16 protein-coding genes are annotated in these 17,425 nt (G+C 71.9%); 9 read left to right on the top strand and 7 right to left on the bottom strand.

From position 1 onward, the window contains the following. Both NJ376_RS17085 and NJ376_RS17090 read left to right on the top strand, forming a co-directional pair. Positions 1–321, top strand: a 321-nt coding sequence (locus NJ376_RS17085; protein WP_252954496.1) for an efflux RND transporter permease subunit, incomplete at its 5' end; no start/stop codon positions are given. Between the two features lies 1 nt (position 322). Beyond that, complete coding sequence (locus tag NJ376_RS17090; RefSeq protein ID WP_252954497.1) at positions 323–3,415, top strand: efflux RND transporter permease subunit; 3,093 nt, start codon at positions 323–325, stop codon at positions 3,413–3,415. A 12-nt stretch (positions 3,416–3,427) separates the two neighbouring features. Here NJ376_RS17090 and NJ376_RS17095 read toward each other — a convergent pair whose 3' ends face one another. The 3 genes from NJ376_RS17095 to NJ376_RS17105 all read right to left on the bottom strand — a co-directional run bounded on the left by NJ376_RS17095 (position 3,428) and on the right by NJ376_RS17105 (position 7,724). Further along, complete coding sequence (locus NJ376_RS17095) at positions 3,428–5,296, bottom strand: PAS domain S-box protein (RefSeq protein ID WP_252954498.1); 1,869 nt, start codon at positions 5,294–5,296, stop codon at positions 3,428–3,430. A 449-nt stretch (positions 5,297–5,745) separates the two neighbouring features. Then, on the bottom strand, positions 5,746–6,780 hold the full coding sequence (locus NJ376_RS17100; RefSeq protein WP_252954499.1) for an L-idonate 5-dehydrogenase: 1,035 nt from the start codon (positions 6,778–6,780) through the stop codon (positions 5,746–5,748). Next, on the bottom strand, positions 6,777–7,724 hold the full coding sequence (locus NJ376_RS17105; protein ID WP_252954500.1) for a 2-hydroxyacid dehydrogenase: 948 nt from the start codon (positions 7,722–7,724) through the stop codon (positions 6,777–6,779). Before NJ376_RS17105 ends, NJ376_RS17100 begins: the two co-directional genes overlap by 4 nt. 46 nt (positions 7,725–7,770) lie before the next feature. On the opposite strand from NJ376_RS17105, the gene NJ376_RS17110 reads away from it, so the two are divergent. From NJ376_RS17110 to NJ376_RS17125, 4 genes are all read left to right on the top strand, one after another. Further along, positions 7,771–8,535: an SDR family oxidoreductase gene (locus NJ376_RS17110; RefSeq protein ID WP_252954501.1), complete on the top strand. Its 765-nt coding sequence runs from the start codon at positions 7,771–7,773 to the stop codon at positions 8,533–8,535. A 137-nt stretch (positions 8,536–8,672) separates the two neighbouring features. Continuing rightward, positions 8,673–9,845 (top strand): thiolase domain-containing protein, encoded by a 1,173-nt coding sequence (locus NJ376_RS17115; protein ID WP_252954502.1) that lies wholly within the window; start codon positions 8,673–8,675, stop codon positions 9,843–9,845. 4 nt (positions 9,846–9,849) lie between these two features. Next, positions 9,850–10,248 carry a Zn-ribbon domain-containing OB-fold protein gene (locus NJ376_RS17120; protein WP_252954503.1) on the top strand — a complete coding sequence of 133 codons (399 nt, stop codon included), beginning with the start codon at positions 9,850–9,852 and terminating at the stop codon, positions 10,246–10,248. A 96-nt stretch (positions 10,249–10,344) separates the two neighbouring features. Next, positions 10,345–11,040: a Crp/Fnr family transcriptional regulator gene (locus NJ376_RS17125; RefSeq protein WP_252954504.1), complete on the top strand. Its 696-nt coding sequence runs from the start codon at positions 10,345–10,347 to the stop codon at positions 11,038–11,040. 111 nt (positions 11,041–11,151) lie between these two features. On the opposite strand, the gene NJ376_RS17130 is transcribed toward NJ376_RS17125, so the two are convergent. Beyond that, positions 11,152–11,442 (bottom strand): hypothetical protein, encoded by a 291-nt coding sequence (locus tag NJ376_RS17130; RefSeq protein WP_252954505.1) that lies wholly within the window; start codon positions 11,440–11,442, stop codon positions 11,152–11,154. Positions 11,443–11,523: 81 nt separating this feature from the next. Here NJ376_RS17130 and NJ376_RS17135 point away from each other — a divergent pair, with 81 nt between their 5' ends. Next, positions 11,524–12,399, top strand: a complete 876-nt coding sequence (locus tag NJ376_RS17135; protein ID WP_252954506.1) for a LysR substrate-binding domain-containing protein — start codon at positions 11,524–11,526, stop codon at positions 12,397–12,399. A gap of 121 nt (positions 12,400–12,520) precedes the next feature. Here the strand turns inward: NJ376_RS17135 and NJ376_RS17140 are convergent, their stop codons facing one another. Continuing rightward, positions 12,521–13,708 carry a thiolase family protein gene (locus NJ376_RS17140; protein ID WP_252954507.1) on the bottom strand — a complete coding sequence of 396 codons (1,188 nt, stop codon included), beginning with the start codon at positions 13,706–13,708 and terminating at the stop codon, positions 12,521–12,523. 207 nt (positions 13,709–13,915) lie between these two features. Between NJ376_RS17140 and NJ376_RS17145 the strand changes: the two genes are divergently transcribed. Further along, positions 13,916–14,839, top strand: coding sequence for a ketopantoate reductase family protein (locus NJ376_RS17145; protein WP_252954508.1), 924 nt, complete (start codon positions 13,916–13,918; stop codon positions 14,837–14,839). Positions 14,840–14,849: 10 nt separating this feature from the next. Next, positions 14,850–15,452: a TetR/AcrR family transcriptional regulator gene (locus NJ376_RS17150; protein WP_252954509.1), complete on the top strand. Its 603-nt coding sequence runs from the start codon at positions 14,850–14,852 to the stop codon at positions 15,450–15,452. Here the strand turns inward: NJ376_RS17150 and NJ376_RS17155 are convergent. Further along, positions 15,433–16,311 carry an LLM class F420-dependent oxidoreductase gene (locus NJ376_RS17155; RefSeq protein ID WP_252954510.1) on the bottom strand — a complete coding sequence of 293 codons (879 nt, stop codon included), beginning with the start codon at positions 16,309–16,311 and terminating at the stop codon, positions 15,433–15,435. The genes NJ376_RS17150 and NJ376_RS17155 overlap by 20 nt on opposite strands. Before the next feature lie 99 nt (positions 16,312–16,410). Beyond that, a complete protein-coding gene (locus NJ376_RS17160) occupies positions 16,411–17,391 on the bottom strand; it encodes a Bug family tripartite tricarboxylate transporter substrate binding protein (protein ID WP_252954511.1) in 981 nt (326 codons plus the stop codon). Positions 17,392–17,425 lie beyond the last annotated feature (34 nt).

The raw sequence follows: 17,425 nt of genomic DNA on the forward strand, positions 1-17,425 counted from the left end.
ATGATCGACTTCGCGCTGGAGGCGCAGCGCGACCACGGGCGGGGCGCGCGGGAGGCGATCATCGAGGCCTCGCTGCTGCGCTTCCGCCCCATCATGATGACGACCATGGCGGCGCTGCTCGGCGCCCTGCCGCTGATGCTGGAGACCGGGACGGGGTCCGAGCTGCGGCAGCCGCTCGGCGTCTCGGTGGTCGGCGGGCTGCTGCTGAGCCAGGTGATCACCCTCTACACCACGCCGGTCATCTATCTGGCGATGGAGGGGCTGCGGCTGCGGGCCCGGCGGCTGACGCGGCGGCGGCCGCATGTGGCGCCGGCGGAATAGCATGTCGATCAGCGAGCCCTTCATCCGGCGGCCGATCGCGACGGCGCTGCTCGCCATCGGCCTCGCCCTGGCGGGCATCGCCGCCTATTTCCACCTGCCCATCGCACCGCTGCCGCGGGTGGATCTGCCGACCATCTTCATCTCCGCCAGCCTGCCCGGGGCGGATCCGGCGACCATGGCCTCCGCCGTCGCGGCGCCGCTGGAACGGCGGATCGGCGCCATTCCGGGGGTGACGGAGATGACCTCCGTCTCCTCCCTCGGCAGCACCTTCATCATCGTCCAGTTCGACCTGTCCCGCCCGGTGGAGGGGGCGGCGCGCGACGTGCAGGCGGCGATCAACGCCGCCGGCAGCGACCTGCCCGCCCTGCCGAGCCCGCCTTCCTTCCGCAAGGCCAACCCGGCCGATGCGCCGGTGCTGATCCTTGCCCTGACCTCGACGACCGCGACGCCGGGCGACATCTACGACGTGGCGGACAGCCTGATCGCGCCGCGCCTCGCCCAGGTCGAAGGCGTGGCCAGCGTGAACATCCAGGGCGCGGAGCAGCCGGCCATCCGGGTGGCGGTGGACCCGGCGGCGGCAGCCTCGGCCGGCATCGGGCTGGAGACGATCCGGCAGGCCATCACCGGCACCAACATCGCCATGCCCACCGGGCTGGTGGACGGGCAGGAGCAATCCGCCGCCATCGCGGTGAATGACCGGCTGAACACGCCGGAGGAGTATGCACGGCTCATCCTCCGCAACACCGCGGATGGCGCGGTGGTCCGCCTCGGCGCCATCGCCCGGGTCTCGCTGGATGTGCGGGACCGGCGCCAGGGCGGCTCGGTCAACGGCCGGCCGGCGGTGCAGATGACCATCTTCAAGCAGGCCGACGCCAATGTGCTGGAGGTGGTGAAGGGCATCCAGGCGCTGATGCCGGAGCTGCAGCGCTGGCTGCCCGGCGGCGTCGAGATCATGACGATCCGCGACCGCTCGGAGACCATCCGGGCGAGCGTCGATGAGGTGCAGCTGACGCTGCTCATCTCCATCGCCCTGGTCATCCTGGTGGTGGCGCTGTTCCTGAAGCGCACCTCGGCCGTGGTGGCGGCGGGGGCGGCGGTGCCGCTCTCCCTCCTCGGCACCTTCGCGGTGATGTGGCTGGTCGGCTATTCGCTCGACAACCTCTCGCTCATGGCGCTCACCATCTCGGTCGGCTTCGTGGTGGACGACGCCATCGTGATGATCGAGAACATGGCGCGGCTGACCGAGCGGGGCATGAAGCCCATGCAGGCGGCGCTGGAGGGGGCGAAGCAGATCGGCTTCACCGTCGTCTCCATCACCGTCTCGCTCATCGCCGTCTTCATCCCGCTGCTCTTCATGGGCGGCGTCGTCGGCCGGATGTTCCGGGAATTCTCGGCGACGCTGGCGATCGCCGTCGCCATCTCCGGCGTCGTCTCCCTCACCCTCACGCCCATGCTGGCGGCGCATCTGGCGCGGGAGGCGCCGCCGCCGCCCGGCCGCTTCAGCCGCGCCGTGGACTGGGGCATGGCGAAGCTGACCCAGGGCTATCTCTGGAGCCTGCGCCACGTGCTGCGGGTGCGGCGGCTGATGCTGGTCTTCACCATCGCCCTCGTGGGCGTCACCGCCTGGCTCTACACCGTGGTGCCGAAGGGCTTCGTGCCGGACCAGGATACCGGCCTCATCATGGGCAGCACGCGCTCGGCGCCGGACACCTCCTTCCAGGCCATGCTGCAGCTGCAGGAGAAGGTGGTGGAGGTATTGCAGCGCGACCCCGCCGTGGCCTCCGTCGCCTCCTCCGTCGGCGCCAGCGGCTTCGGCGGCTCCTCCAGCACCGGGCGGATGTTCGTCAGCCTGAAGCCGCTGGCCGAGCGCGGCGTCTCCGCCCAGCAGGTGATCGACCGGCTGCGCCGGCCGCTGAACGCCATCCCCGGCGTGCAGACCTTCCTGCGCGCGGTGCAGGACGTGCAGATCGGCGGCCGGTCCGGCAACGCCGCCTTCCAATTCGTGCTGCTGGCGCCGAGCCTGGAGGACCTCGCCACCTGGTCGGAGCGGCTGGTGGACAAGCTGCGCGAGGTGCCGGTCATCGCCGACGTGAATTCCGACCAGCAGCGCGCCGGGCTGGTGACGCGGCTGGTGATCGACCGCGACGCGGCGGCGCGGCTCGGCATCTCCGTCTCCGGCGTGACGGCGGCGCTGAACGGCGCCTTCGCCCAGCGCCAGGTCTCCATCCTCTACCGCAGCCGCAACCAGTACCGGGTGGTGCTGGAGGTGGATCCGCGCGAGGCGCAGCACCCGGAGCAGGTGGACAACATCTACCTCACCGCCTCCGACGGGACGATGGTGCCGCTCTCCTCCCTCGTCACGGTGGAGCGGACGCATGCGCCGCTCTCGGTGACGCATCAGGGGCTCTATCCGGCGGCGACCATCACCTTCAACCTGCTGCCGGGAGTGAGCATCGGCCAGGCGGCGGCGCTGGTGGAGCGGGCGGCGGCGGAGATCGGCCTGCCGGATGGGCTGCGCACGGAATTCGCCGGCAATGCCCGCGCCTTCCAGTCCTTCACCGCCGGCATGCCGCTGCTGATCCTGGCCGCGGTGCTGGCCATCTACATCGTGCTCGGCATCCTGTACGAGCACTTGCTGCACCCGGTCACCATCATCTCCACCCTGCCCACGGCGGGCATCGGCGCGCTGCTGGCGCTGCTGGCGACCAACACCCCCTTCGGCGTCATCTCCCTCATCGGCGTCATCCTGCTGATGGGCATCGTGAAGAAGAACGCCATCATGCTGGTGGATTTCGCGCTGGAGCATGAGCGGGCGGAGGGGATCGGCGGCGTCGAGGCCATTCTCGCCGCCTGCCGGGAACGCTTCCGGCCCATCCTGATGACGACGCTCGCTGCGGTGTTCGGCGCGGTGCCGCTGGTGATCGGCAGCGGGGCGGGGTCGGAGCTGCGGCAGCCGCTCGGCATCGCCATCATCGGCGGGCTGCTGCTCTCGCAGCTCCTCACCCTCTACACCACGCCGGTGGTCTATCTGGCGCTGGACCGGGCGCCGGCCGGGCGGCACGGGCCATTGCCGGCGGCAGCGCCGGCGGAGTAGGCAGGCCCGGCCTCAACCGCGGGCCAGGGCGCGGTCCAGCGGCAGGGCGATGTCGCAGACCAGCCCTTCGTGGTGCCAGTGCCGCTCCACCGTGCCGCCGAGCTGGTCGCGCATCGTCGCCTCCAGCACGCGGGAGCCGAAGCCGCGCTGCGCCGGGGGCCCGGCCACCGGCGGGCCGCCCGTCTCGCTCCAGCGCAGATGCAGCGTCCCGGCCGGCACATCCTGCCACCAGCCGATGCCGAGCTGGCCGTCCGGCACGGAGAGCGCGCCGTATTTCGTGGCATTCGTCGCCAGCTCGTGCAGCGCCATGGAGACCGCCTGGGCGGCGGTGGGCGCCAGGCGCAGCTCCGGCCCGCCGGTGCGCAGCCGGCCATGCGCGAAGGGCGCCATCTCCGCCGCCACCAGCGCGGCGAGGGAGGCGCCGGTCCAGCGGCCGCGCGCCAGCAGGGTGTGGGCGCGGGCCAGCGCCATCACCCGCCCCTCCACCGCCCGGGCGAAGCTCGCCACATCGGTCTTCGGCGTCAGCCGCAGCGCCGCCTGCACCACCGCCAGGGTGTTCTTGGCGCGGTGGTCCAGCTCCCGCGCCAGCAGGGCCCGTTCCTCCTCGGCGCGCTTCAACTCGCTGAGGTCGCGCATGATGGCGGAGTAGTTCGCCACCTCGCCGCCGTCGCGATGGGCAAGCACGACGAGGGAGACCGGGACCTCCCGCCCATCCGCCGCCAGCACCGCGCCCTCGCCCGTCCAGGCGCCCTCCTGCGCGGCGACCGGCATCGCCTCCTCCATCAGGCGCCGCGCCACCGCGCGCGGGTGGCAGGCGAGGAGCTGCACCGCCTCCGGCGGGGTGTTCTCGCCGAGGCCGAGCAGGCGGCGATAGGCGGTGTTGAGATAGACGGCGCGGCCGGTGCGGGCATCGCTGATCGCGACCAGGTCCGGCGTGGCTTCCAGGATGGCGGCGAGGCGCGCCAGATGCGCCTCCGCCGCCTTGCGCCCGGTGATGTCGAAATGCGCGCTGTAGGCCACCTCCCGCTCGCCCAGGCGGATGCCCTGCACCCGCACCAGCACGTCCCGCAACGCGCCGGATTTCAGCCGGTGCTGCGCCTCGAATTCCTGGGTGCCGGAGCGCACGGCATGGGCCTTGGCGCGGCGGCGGATGGCGGCGGCATCGCCCAGCGCATCGACATCGGCGATGTTGAGCCGGAGGAACTCCCCCCGCGCATAGCCGAATTCCTCGCAGGCCCTGGTGTTGACGTCGAGGATCGACAGCGTCGCGCTGTCCAGCACGATCACCCCGAAGGGGGCCGATTCGAACAGCACGCGGTAGCGCTCCTCGGCCTCCCGCTGCGCCTGCTCGGCGCGCTTGCGCTCGGTGATGTCGAAGGTGATGCCGGCAGCGCGGAACGGCCTGCCGGTCTCCTTGTGCCGCTGCGTCACCCGGCCCTGACCGCGCAGCCAGCGCAGCGCACCATCAGCGCCGAGGACGCGGAATTCGACGGCGTCGAAGCGTTCCTCCTCCGGTCCGCGGGCGGTGGCGCGGCGGATGGCGGCCGCGACCGCCGGGCGGTCCGCAGGATGCACTGCCTCCAGCACCGCCGCGAAGCTGTCGAGGCTGCCCGGCGGCCGGCCGTAGAGTGCTTCCCGGCCCGCGGAGCCGGTCAGGCGGCCGCCTTCCGCCTGCCATTCCCAGGTGGCCATCCGGGCGGCATCCAGGGCGAGACGCAATTGCTGTTCCCGCGCCGCCAGGGCCGCCCGGCTGAGGGCGAGCTCGGCATTGGCCCGACGCAGCGCATCATTCGCCGCCTCGGCGGCGGCGAGGTCCTGTCGGACCCGCGCTGCTGCCGAATTCTCATTCTCCGTCGCGCCCACCAGGCCCACATTACCCATGGGGTTGCATGTCGGACGCAACTCGCCCGTTGCGGAACGGTTTCGCAAGCCGCTTCCCGCCGGCCTATTATGACGAAATCGCGAGCATCCTGCCAGCGCCCCGGATGGGGTTGGCGGAGCGGACGGCATCCGGCGCGAATTCGCTCGTCCGGACCCGGATGTTGGCGCTGTCGAGGAAGGGCCGCCAGCTCGCGTGGAGGGCACGGACATCCTCGCTCCGCGCCGGCGCCGCCGCGAAGCTGGCCTGGCACCTGGGCTGTGACACCGGGCGGTGTCGCTGCGGCGCTATGTGCGCTGGGCGACCATGCGGTGCGGCGATGCGCCGGGCGGAGCAGGCGTCGACAGGCTAGAGCATTTTCGGTTCACACTCGTTCACCGAAAACGCTCTACGCCTTTGCTTGCAGAGCAGATTCACGCCTTCGGGCGATGCCGCCCTACGGCGATCTGCGCTAGAAGGCCAGCTGCACCTTCATCGCCCGGGCACGATCCCCCGCCAGCTCGAACGCCTCCACTGCCTCTCCGACGGGCAGGGTTGCAGAAAGCAGCGGCAGCGGGTCGATCCAGCCGCGCGCCAGCGCCTCCACCGCCAGGGCGAATTCCTCGTGGAAGCGGAAGGTGCCGCGCAGCGTGATTTCCTTCGCCACCAGCGCCGAGAGCGCCAGCGGCACATCGCCGCCGAGGCCGAGCTGCACCACCACCGCCTGCGGCCGCGCCGCCTGGATGGCGGCGGCCAGCGCCGCGCCGCTGCCCGAGGCCTCGAACACCACGTCGAAATGCCCCTTCTCCAGCCCGTAGGGCGCCAGCGCCTCCGGATCCTCATGCAGCGCGATGGTGCGGTCCGCGCCCATGCGGCGGGCAAACAGCAGGGGGGCGGCGTGCAGGTCGGTGGCCACCACCTCCTGCGCTCCGGCATGGCGGGCGGCGGCGATGGCGAGGCAGCCGATCGGCCCCGCCCCCATCACCAGCACCCGGGCGCCGAGCAGGGGCCCAGCCTGCCGCGCCGCATGCAGCACCACGGCCAGCGGCTCGGCGAAGGCGGCCAGCTCCGGCGCCATGCCGGGCGGCAGCGCCACGGCGCGCGCGGCCTCGCAGACCAGATGGCCGATGAAGCCGCCCTGCACATGCGGCAGCCGCATGGCGCTGCCGTAGAAGCGCATGTCGAGGCAGTGGTTGGCCCGCCCCGCCAGGCAGTGGCGGCAGGCGCCGCAGGGCAGGCTGGGGTTCACGGCCACTGCATCCCCCACCGCCAGGCCGGTGACGCCGGGGCCGAGCGCGGCGACATGGCCCGCCACCTCATGCCCCAGCACCATCGGCTCCCGCAGCCGGACCGCGCCGAAGCCGCCGTGCTGGTAGTAGTGCAGGTCGGAGCCGCAGATGCCGCCACGGGCGATGCGGATGGCGACCTGGCCGGAGCCGGGCGCCGCCTCCTCCCGCGCTTCCAGGCGGAGGTCGCGCGGCCCGTGGATGACGACAGCCTGGGTCACGGCCTGATCTCCGTCGGCAGGGGCTGGCCGGCGAAATGCGCGGCCAGGTTCTCCTGCATCAACGCGCCCATGGCCTGGCGGGTGGCGACGGTGCCGCTGGCGGCGTGGGGCGCGAGCAGGACATTCGGCAGGCGGGCGAATTCCGGGTCGATGGCGGGCTCGTTGCGGAAGACGTCGAGCGCGGCGAGGGCGATCCATCCCTCGCGCAGCGCGGCGAGCAGCGCCGCCTCATCCACGCAGCTGCCGCGGGAGACATTGACGAAGATGGCGCCGGGCGGCAGGGCGTCGATCGCCGCGCGGTCGATCAGCCCCTCCGTCGCGGGGCCGCCCATGGCGCAGCAAACCATCACCTCGCAATGCGGGGCGAGGGCGGCGGGGCTGGGGTGATAGGCATAGGACAGGTCCGGCTTGGGGCTGCGGCCGCTATAGGCGATCCGCATGTCGAAGCCCTCCGCACGGCGGGCGACGGCGCGGCCGATGCGGCCGAGGCCGACGATGCCGAGGCGCCTGCCCCAGACCCGGGTGGTGAGGGGCATGGACCCCTCCCCCACCCAGCGCCCCTCGCGCACCCAGGCATCGGCCTGGGGGATCCGGCGCGCCACGCCGAGCAGCAGGGCGAAGGCCATGTCGGCCACGTCCTCGGTCAGCACATCCGGGGTATTGGTCACCGGCACGCCATGGGCGGCGCACCAGGCGCGGTCGATGGCATCCACCCCGACGCCGTAGCAGGCGACGATCTCGAGCCGCGGCAGACGCTGCATCAGCGCGGCGCTGGCGCCGATCTCGCCCTTGGTGACGATGCCGCGGATCCGCGGGGCACAGGCGGCCAGCAGCGCCTCCGGCTCCGGCGCGGCGTAGAGCAGGTGCAGGGTGTAGCGCTCGGCCATGGGGGCGAGGTCCCAGTCGGGCAGCTCCCCCATCACCAGCAGCTCCGGCTTGTCCATGGGCCTGTCCCCTGCTTCCCTGGCCGGGCTTTACGGGGAGGATGCCATGTCGCTCAAGCTTTTCGACCTCAGCGGCAAGAGGGCGCTGGTCACCGGCTCCTCCCAGGGGATCGGCCTGGCCCTGGCGCGGGGGCTGGGCGCTGCCGGCGCGGCGGTGGTGCTGAACGGACGCGATGCGGCGAAGCTGGAGCGCGCGGCAGCCGGGCTGCGGGCGGAAGGGCTGAGGGTGGAGATCGCCGCCTTCGACGTGACCGACAGCGCGGCGGTGGAAGCCGGCGTGGCTTCGGTGGAGGCAGGCGGCACCATCGACATCCTCTGCAACAACGCCGGGGTGAATCTGCGCGGGCTGCTGCACGAGATGCCGGACGAGACCTGGCACACGGTGATCGCCACCAACCTGCACAGCGCCTTCTACTGCGCCCGGGCGGTGGCGCGCGGCATGGTGGCGCGCGGCCGGGGCAAGATCATCAACACCTGCAGCGTGATGAGCATGCTGGGCCGCACCACCACCGGCCCCTATACCGCCACCAAGGGCGCCATCGGCATGCTGACCAAGGCGATGTGCGCCGATTGGGCGAAACACGGGCTGCAATGCAACGGCATCGCCCCCGGCTATTTCAGCACGGAGCTGACGACGCCGCTGCGCGCGAATGCCGAGTTCAACGACTGGCTGTGCAAGCGCACCCCGGCCGGGCGCTGGGGGGAGCTGCCGGAGCTGGTGGGGGCGGCGATCTTCCTCGCCTCCGACGCCTCTTCCTATGTCAACGGCCATCTGCTCTACGTCGATGGCGGGCTGACGAGCGTGGTGTAGGGAAGCGCCATCGCCGCCGCATGCTGCACTGCAGCATATAGCGGCCAGCGCCAGCGACCGCTTGACGCCGGCGCCCGGCCGGGGGAAGGCTGCGCCAGATTCGATAGCCTGCGAACGAAGGGAGGGGCGCACAGCCCATGAGCATCAGCGGGAAGGCCTATATCGTCGGCGCCTATGAGCACCCGACGCGCAAGGCCGACAACACATCGGTGGCGCAGCTCCATGCCGAGGTCGCCTATGGCGCGCTGCAGGATGCCGGCCTGACCAAGGACGACATCGACGGCTATTTCTGCACCGGCGCCGCGCCCGGCCTCGGCCCGCTGAACATGGCGGACTATCTCGGCCTGACCAAGCTGCGGCATCTGGACAGCACCGATGTCGGCGGCTCCTCCTATGTGCTGCATGTGGGGCATGCGCTGGAGGCGATTGCCCTTGGCAAGTGCAACGTCGCGCTGGTGACGCTGGCCGGGCGGCCGCGGGCGGAGGCCATGGCCACCGGCACGGCGCCGCGGAGCTGGGGCGTGAACGTCCCGGACGACCCCTTCGAGATCCCCTATGGCCGCACCGTCGCCAACGCCTATGCCTTGTGCGCCATGCGCCACATGTACGAGTTCGGCACCACCTCCGAGCAGCTCGCCTGGATCAAGGTCGCGGCCTCCCACCATGCGCAGTATAACCCGCATGCGATGCTGCCGAAGGTGGTCACGGTCGAGGATGTGGTGAACTCGCCCATGATCTCGGACCCGCTGCATCGCCTCGATTGCTGCGTGATTTCCGATGGCGGCGGGGCGCTGATCCTGGCGCGGCCGGAGATCGCGAAGAGCCTGAAGCGCCCGCTGGTCAAGGTGAAGGGCCATGGCGAAGCGACCAAGAACCAGGCCGCCGGCTATACGGACCTGACCTATTCCGGCGCCCGCTTCTCCGGCCCCCGCGCCTTCGAGGAAGCCGGGGTGACGCCGAAGGACATCCAGTACGCCTCCATCTATGACAGCTTCACCATCACCGTGCTGATCCAGCTCGAGGATCTCGGCTTCTGCGAGAAGGGCCAGGGCGGGAAGTTCGTCGCCGATGGCAACCTGATCTCCGGCGTCGGCAAGCTGCCCTTCAACACCGATGGCGGCGGGCTCTGCAACAACCACCCGGCGAATCGCGGCGGCATGACCAAGGTGATCGAGGCGGTGCGGCAGCTCCGCGGCGAGGCGCATCCGAAGGTGCAGGTGCCGGGCTGCACCCTGGCCCTGGCGCATGGCACGGGCGGGCTGCTCGGCACCCGCCATGGCAGTGCGACCGTGATCCTGGAGAGGGAGTGAGACCATGCCGACCCCGGCTTCCAACCGCGCCATTCCCGCCATCCAGGTGGACCCGACGAACAAGCCCTATTTCGACGCGGCCCGCGAGGGCCGGCTGCTGATCGGGCTCTGCAAGGACACCGGCAAGCACTTCTGGTATCCACGGGGCTGCTCGCCTTTCACCCTTTCGAACAATGTCGAACTGGTTGAGGCGAAAGGCATTGGCACTGTCTACACCTATACGGTGATGCGGACGAAGGAGCCCTACTGCGTCGCCTATGTCGAGCTGGACGAGGGCGTCCGGGTCTTCACCAATATCGTCGATTGCGACCTGGATACGGTGCGCATCGGCCAGAAGGTGAAGGTGGTGTTCAAGCCGACCCAGGGGGATGGCCCGCCGGCCACCATGTTCACCCCGGTTTGAGCGGGGGGCGACGGCACTGTGCGGTGGCGCACGCTTGTGCGAGCGCCACCGATGCTATGCCATGGCTGACATGGAATTTGCATAACCGCAGGAGCCATGCAGTCAATCGAGCGTCTTCCCTTCTTCCGCGGCTTCAGTGCCGAGATCCTGGCCCCGCTGCAGGCGGCGGCCAGTTGGCGGAGCTTCGAGGCCGGCCAGGTGGTGGTGGAGGACGGCGACCCGACCCAGGAGGTGTTCTTCCTGGCGGAGGGCGCGGTCCGGGTGCTGGGTCGCACCTCCGGCGGGCATGAGCTGATCCTGAACGAGCTGAAGGCGGGCGACATGGTGGGCGAATACGCCGCCATCGACGGTGCGCCGCGCTCCGCCGCGGTGGTGGCGCTGACCCGGACCAGGCTCTGCGCCCTGCCCTCCGCCCCCTTCATGGCCTTCGTGCTGGCCACCCCGGCGGCGGCGCTGCAATTGCTGCGGCTGCTGACGGCGCGGGTGCGGGAGCGCGATGCAAGGCTCATCGAGCTGGTGGCGCTGCCGGTGCGGCTGCGCCTGGCCTCGCTGCTGCTGCGCCTGTCCCGGCCCCGGGTGGGGGGCGACGGGCGGGTGATCTCCCCGCCGCCGCCGCATCACGAGCTGGCGGCGCGCATCGGCACGCGGCGGGAGGTGGTGAGCCGCATCCTGTCCCAGATGCAGCGGGAGGGGCTGCTGACGACGGACCGCCGCGCCATCGCCCTGCCCCAGCCGGAGATGCTGGCCGCGGCGGTGGAGGCGGGGTTCCAGCAGGCCTCCGGCGGGGGGTAGCCCTCGCGCCCCCGCTGCGCGGCGCCGTGGGGCCCCGGGAGGCGCTCTCCGCCATCGGCTTCGTACAGCCTAAGCTGCATCAGGACACCGGCCAGGCTTGGCTCGGCTGCCTCATCTGCGCCAGCAGGGGCGGGCGACATAGACGGCGAGGGCGGCGCGGCGGGCGCCAAAATCCGCGAGCACCGAATCCGGCTCCGGCAGCAGGGCGCGGCGCAGCTGGCGGCGCCAGCGGGCGCGCCGCCACCACAGCAGGGGCCAGGGCAGGCCGGCCTGCTCGAAGTCGGGGGCTGTGAGGTTTTCGCCCAGGGCCGGGCGGCCCGGCCACGGCAGATGGCGGGCCCGGCGGGAGGCCAGCACGACCAGATTGCCCGGCTCCCCGCCCGCCACTGCCTGCATCGTCATGCTCCATCGCCCACCCTTCATGGCGCGGATCGGCTTGCCGGACATCCGAGTTCGGCGCAGGGTGCTGTGAGGAAAACGCACGTGCCCCGCCGCCGCCTGCCACCGCTCGGCGCCCTACCTGCCTTCGAAGCCACGGTGCGGCTGGCCTCCATGAGCCGTGCGGCCGAGGAGCTGGGCCGCACCCATGGCGCGGTCAGCCGGCAGGTGCGGGCGCTGGAGGAGGCGCTGCGGCTGACCTTGCTGGACCGCGGCGCGCCGGGGTTGCGGCCGACCCGGGCGGGGGCGGAGCTCTACTCCGCCGTCAGCACCGCCTTCGCCACGCTGGAGACGGCGCTGGAGCGGCTGGCGCCACGGGACGGGATGCAGGGGGTGCGGCTGGCCTGCGGCTCCACCTTCGCGGCGCGCTGGCTGGTGCCGCGGCTGCCGCGCTTCTATGCGCTGCATCCGGGGATCTCCGTCTCCCTCGTCATGGTCCGCCGCAGCTTCCAGGACGGCGAGGACTATGACGTGGCGACGAGCTGGGACCGGCTGACCTATGCCGCGCCCAAGGGGCGGCATGTGCATGTCATCGGCGAGGTGCGGCTGGCGGCCATCGCCGCACCCGGGCATGCGGCGCGCTGCGCGGATGGCGTGCTGGAGGCGGAGTGCCGCCTGGTGGCGGAAACCTGGCCCTCCGCCTGGGAGGCCTTCGCCGCCCACGCCGGCCTGGCGCTGGCGATCCGACGGGAGATGCGCTTCCCGCACCTGCATCATTGCATCGAGGCGGCGCTGTCGGGCCTCGGCGTCGCGCTGGTGGAGGAGCGCCTGGTGGCGGAACACCTGGAGAGCGGGCGCCTGGTGGTGCTGGGCGAGGTCCTGCGATTTCCGGAAGGCTTCCTCGCCATCGAGAACCGCCAGCACGGCCCCAATGCCGCCGTGCGCAAGCTGATCGGCTGGCTGCGCACGGAATTGGGCTAATCGGCTTCCGGACCGGACCCCCACGCCCGGACCCAAGAGGCCAGAAGGCCGCAAGGCCCTTGGCGGAACGCGATCGGAGAGAGACGCGCCGCAAGGTCGGCCTTGCGGTGCGATGCCCTGCTCAGCGCAGCATCTCCAGCGCCAGCGCGATCCCCTGCCCGCCCCCGATGCACAGCGTCGCCATGCCGCGCCGCAGCCCGTCCCGCTGCATGGCATGGATCAGCCGCGTCACCAGCACCGCGCCGGTGGCGCCGATCGGGTGGCCATGGGCGATGGCGCCGCCTTCGACATTGATGATGTCCTCCGGCAGGCCGAGCTCCTGCGCTACCGCCAGCGGCACCGCGGCGAAGGCCTCGTTGATCTCGATCCGCTCGATGCCGGAGAGCGACCAGCCGGCCCGCGCCAGCGCCTGCCGCACCGCCGGTACGGGGCCGAGGCCGAACATCCCCGGCTCCACCGCCGCCACCCCATGGGCGACGAGGCGCGCGGCCGGGGCGAGGCCGAGCCGGTCGGCAGTGCCGCGCGCCGTCACCAGCATCGCTGCCGCACCGCTGTTGAGGCCGGGGGCATTGCCGGCGGTGATGGTGCCGTCCGGGCGGAAGGCGGGCTTGAGCTTCGCCAGCACCTCCGTGGTGGTCTCGGGCCGCGGCGCCTCGTCCTCGGCGAAGCGCGTCCCGGATTTCCCGGCCTTCACCGTCAGCGGCAGGATCTCCGCCGCGAAATGCCCGGCTGCCTGCGCCCTGGCGAAGCGCTGCTGGGAGCGCGCGGCCCATGCATCCTGGCGCTCGCGCGAAAGCTGGGCGCGGGTGACCAGATCCTCGGTGTGCCAGCCGGAATGCTGGCCGGAAAAGGCGTCGTTCAGCCCGTCCGTCAGCACGCTGTCGAGGATCTCGGCCGGGCCCATGCGGTAGCCCCAGCGGCCATTGCCGAGCAGGTAGGGCGCGCGGTCCATGTTCTCCATGCCGCCGGCGACCATCACCTGCGCCTGGCCCAGCGCCACTTCCTGCGCCGCGCTGACGATGGCCTGGGCGCCGGAGCCACAGACCCGGTTGATGGTCATGGCCGGGACGGAGACCGGCAGCCCGCCGCCGATCGCCGCCTGGCGCGCCGGATTCATGCGGTTGCCAGCCTGCACCACATTGCCGAGGATGGCGCCATCCACCTGCTCCGGCGCCAGCCGGGCGCGGGCGAGCGTCTCGCGTACCACGGCGGCGCCGAGCTCGGTGGCCGGGGTGTTCTTCAGGGTGCCGTTGAAGGCCCCGATGGCGGTGCGCACGGGGTGGCAAAGGACGATGTCCGCCTGGCTCATGCTCGGGTCTCCTGTCCGCGTGCCTTTACATGATGGTCCTCATATCATCCCGGTCAAGGGAAGGCCGCGGATACGGGCGGGTCAGCGGCGCGGCCCGGCACCCATCTCGACATTGGGATGACGCCTGTCATAACATCGCCGGCCAGCCTGGACAGTGACCGCCAACGGCCGGATCGGGCCCCAGGACAGGGTAAGGAACCGTCACCCATGAAGCTGCTCATCGTCGGCGCCGGCTCCACCGGCGGCTATTTCGGCGCCAGGCTCGCCGCTGCGGGGCGGGACGTCACCTTCCTGCTGCGTCCGGGACGGGCGAAGCAGATCGCCGAACAGGGGCTGCAGGTCATCAGCCCGCAGCATGGCGACCTGCACCTCACCCCGCGCGTGGTGACGGCGGGCAGCATCGACGGCGCCTATGACACCATCCTGCTGACGGTGAAGGCCTATCACCTGGAGCAGGCGCTGGAGGACATCGCCCCCGCGGTCGGGCCGCAGACGATGATCATGCCGGTGCTGAACGGCATGCGGCACGTCGATGCCATTGCTGCCCGCTTCGGCGCCAAGGCGCTGATCGGCGGCGTCTGCAAGGTGGCGGCGACGCTGGATGCGGAAGGCCGCATCCGCCAGCTCGCCCCCTTCCAGAGCCTGACCTATGGCGAGATGGACGGCAGCGACTCGCCGCGCCTGCGCGCCCTCGATGCGGCGCTCTCCGGCGCCGGCTTCGACGCCGTGCTCTCGCCCAGGGTGGTGGTGGAGATGTGGGAGAAATGGATGCTGCTCGCCGCCATGGGCGGCGTCACCTGCCTCGGCGGCGGGCCGATCGGCGCGGTGGCCTCGACGCCGGGCGGCATCGCCTTCGCCCATGGCCTGATCGACGAGGTGATGGCGGTGACGATGGCCGAGGGCTTCCCCTTCCCCGCCTTCCACGCCCAGCTCCGCACCATGTTCAGCAACAAGGCCTCGCCCCAGGCCTCCTCCATGTTCCGCGACATGCAGGATGGCCGCTGGGTGGAGGCGGACCAGATCCTCGGCGACATGATCGCCCGCGGCGCGAAGCACGGCATCGCCACGCCGCTGCTGAACGCGGCGCATACGCGGCTGCGGGTCTACCAGGCCGGCATCGGCCAGCCCTGACGGGAGCGCGATGCGCTACGGCAGCGACCACAAGGCGGAAACCCGGGAGCGCCTGCTGCGGGAGGCGGCGCGGGCCATCAAGGCGGCGGGGCCGGAAGGGGTGGGCATCGCCGAGGTGATGCGCCGCGCCGGCCTGACCCATGGCGGCTTCTACGCGCATTTCCCGAACAAGGAGGCGCTGGTCGCCGCCGCCCTGGACCGGATGTTCGAGGAGGGGGCGGCGCGCTTCGCCAAGCGCGTCGAGGGGCTGTCGCCCGCCGAGGCGCTGGCCCACACCATCGACGCCTATCTCTCCCCGCTGCACCAGGATTCGGTGGCGGAGGGCTGTCCCCTGCCGGCGCTGGCGGCCGATGTGGCGCGGCTGAGCCCCGCGCTGCGCGCCCGCTTCGGCGCCGGGCTGGCGCGGCTGCAGGCGGCGGCGGCGGCGCTGTTCCGCGGCCTGGGGCATGAGGAGGCGGCGGCGGCGCAGCTCGCCGCCTCGCTCTATGCCGAGCTGGCCGGCGCCATCGCCCTGGCCCGCGCCTGCGCCGACCCGGCCCAGGCCGCCGCCCTCCGCAACGGCAGCCGGGCGGCGCTGAAGGCGCGGTTCGGGCTCAGCGCGAGCAGGGCCTGATCACCTGCTCCCCGAAGCGGGCGAGGTTGGCTTCCAGATCCGGCATGAAGGCGGTGAGCGGCAGGACGATTCGGCTGACGCCTCGCGCCCGGCGCTCCTCGACCGCCGCGACGGGATCCTTGCCGGAGGCGGGCAGCGCATCCGGGCAGCCGGTGATGAACTCGATGCCGGCGGGGTCGCGGCCCGCCTTCTCCGCTGCGGCGCGGACGATGTCGAAGAGCGGGAAGACATCGAATTGCGAGCCGATGGAGGGGAAGAACCCGTCGCCCAGCCGCCCGGCGCGCTTCGCCGCCGCCTCGGAATGGCCGCCGACGATGATCGGCACCTTCCCCGCCGGCTTCGGGTAGCAGTGCAGGTTGGGGAAGCGGATGAATTCGCCGCTGAACTCGGTGGGGCCAGGCGACCACAGGGCGCGCATGGCGGCGAGGTATTCGTCCGTGCGCTTGCCGCGGCGCTCAAAGGCCATGCCGAGGGCCTCGAATTCCTCCTTCAGCCAGCCGACGCCGATGCCGAATTCGAAGCGGCCGCCGCTCATCATGTCGAGCGTGGCGATCTGCTTGGCCATCACCACCGGCTCCCGCTGCGGCACGATGACGACGCCGGTGAGCAGCTTCAGCTTCGTCGTGGCCGCGGCGAGGAAGGCGAGCCAGACCAGCGGGTCCGGCCAGTCGCCATCCACCTTGGCCGGCAGGTTGCCATCGGCGGAATAGGGGTAGCGGGTGGCGAAGCCCTCCGGCAGCACGACATGGTCCACGGCCAGCACGGAATCGAAGCCCGCCGCCTCCGCCGCCCGGCCGAGGCGCGCGGCCCCCGCGGCATCGGGAAATACGAGATTGCCGAAATGCAGGGCGAACTTCACCGCCATCCTCCCGTCTATGCTTGGCGCACACTACGGCACGGCACGCAGCGGGGCGCAAGGCGGCAGGGGGGCACGCCGCCGGGGCATGCCCCTTCCGGCCTATTCGCGCGCGAAGCCCGGCGCGTTGATGATCTCCGTCCACTTCGTCATGTCGGCGGCGATGCGCGCCTGCATCGCCTCCGGTCCGCGCGCGGCGGGCGGCGTCGCGGTGCTCGCCAGGTCGCGGAGCCTTCCCTGCAACCCGGGATCGGCCTGCGCCGCTTCCACCGCCTCCGCCAACCGCGCCAGGATCGGCGCCGGGGTGCCAGGCGGCGCGGCGAAGGCATTCCAGATGACGAGGTCGAAGTCCGGCAGCCCGCCCTCGGCGAAGGTCGGGACTTCGGGCAATTGCGGGATGCGCTGCGGCGCGCTGACCGCCAGCGCCACCGCCGTGCCGCCGCGATGGCCGGGAATCATCGTCACGGTCTGGTCGATGACGGCGTCCACCAGCCCCGCCGCCAGATCGTTCAGCGCCGGCCCCGCGCCGCGATAGGAGACCAGCGTGCCCTTCACCTTCGCCAGGTGCAGCAGGTAGCCCGGCGCCAGATGGCTGGTGGTGCCGAGGCCGGCGGTGCCGAAGGTGACCTTCTCGCCCTCCGTCCGCAGCTTCTCCAGCAGCGCCGAGAGGCTGCGGATGCTGCCGCGCGGGCTGGCGGAGAGCACCATGGGGACATCGGCGACGAGGGAGATCGGCGCCATGTCCCGCCGCGGGTCGAAGCCGCCCTGCGGGTTGAGGATGGCGCCCACCGCCATGACGCCCATATTGCCGAAGGAGATGGTGTGGCCATCCGGCTCCGACCGCGCGGCGCGCTGCATGCCGATGAGGCCGCCGGCGCCGCTGACATTCTCCACCACCACCTGCCTGCCGAGCGCGGGCGTCATCGCCTGGGCGTAGAAGCGCGCCAGCGCATCCAGCGTGCCGCCGGGGGCGGAGGGGACGATAACGGTGACGTTGCGCTGCGGGAAGCCCTGCGCCCGGGCCAGGGCGGGCAGCAGGGCAGGCAGGGCGAGGACGGCACGGCGGCCGACGATCCTGGGCATGGCGCTTCCTTCTCCGGCGCGGCGCATCCCCGGC

The sequence above is a fragment of the Siccirubricoccus soli genome, from assembly GCF_024178315.1.
GTDB classification, from domain to species: Bacteria; Pseudomonadota; Alphaproteobacteria; order Acetobacterales; family Acetobacteraceae; genus Siccirubricoccus; species Siccirubricoccus soli.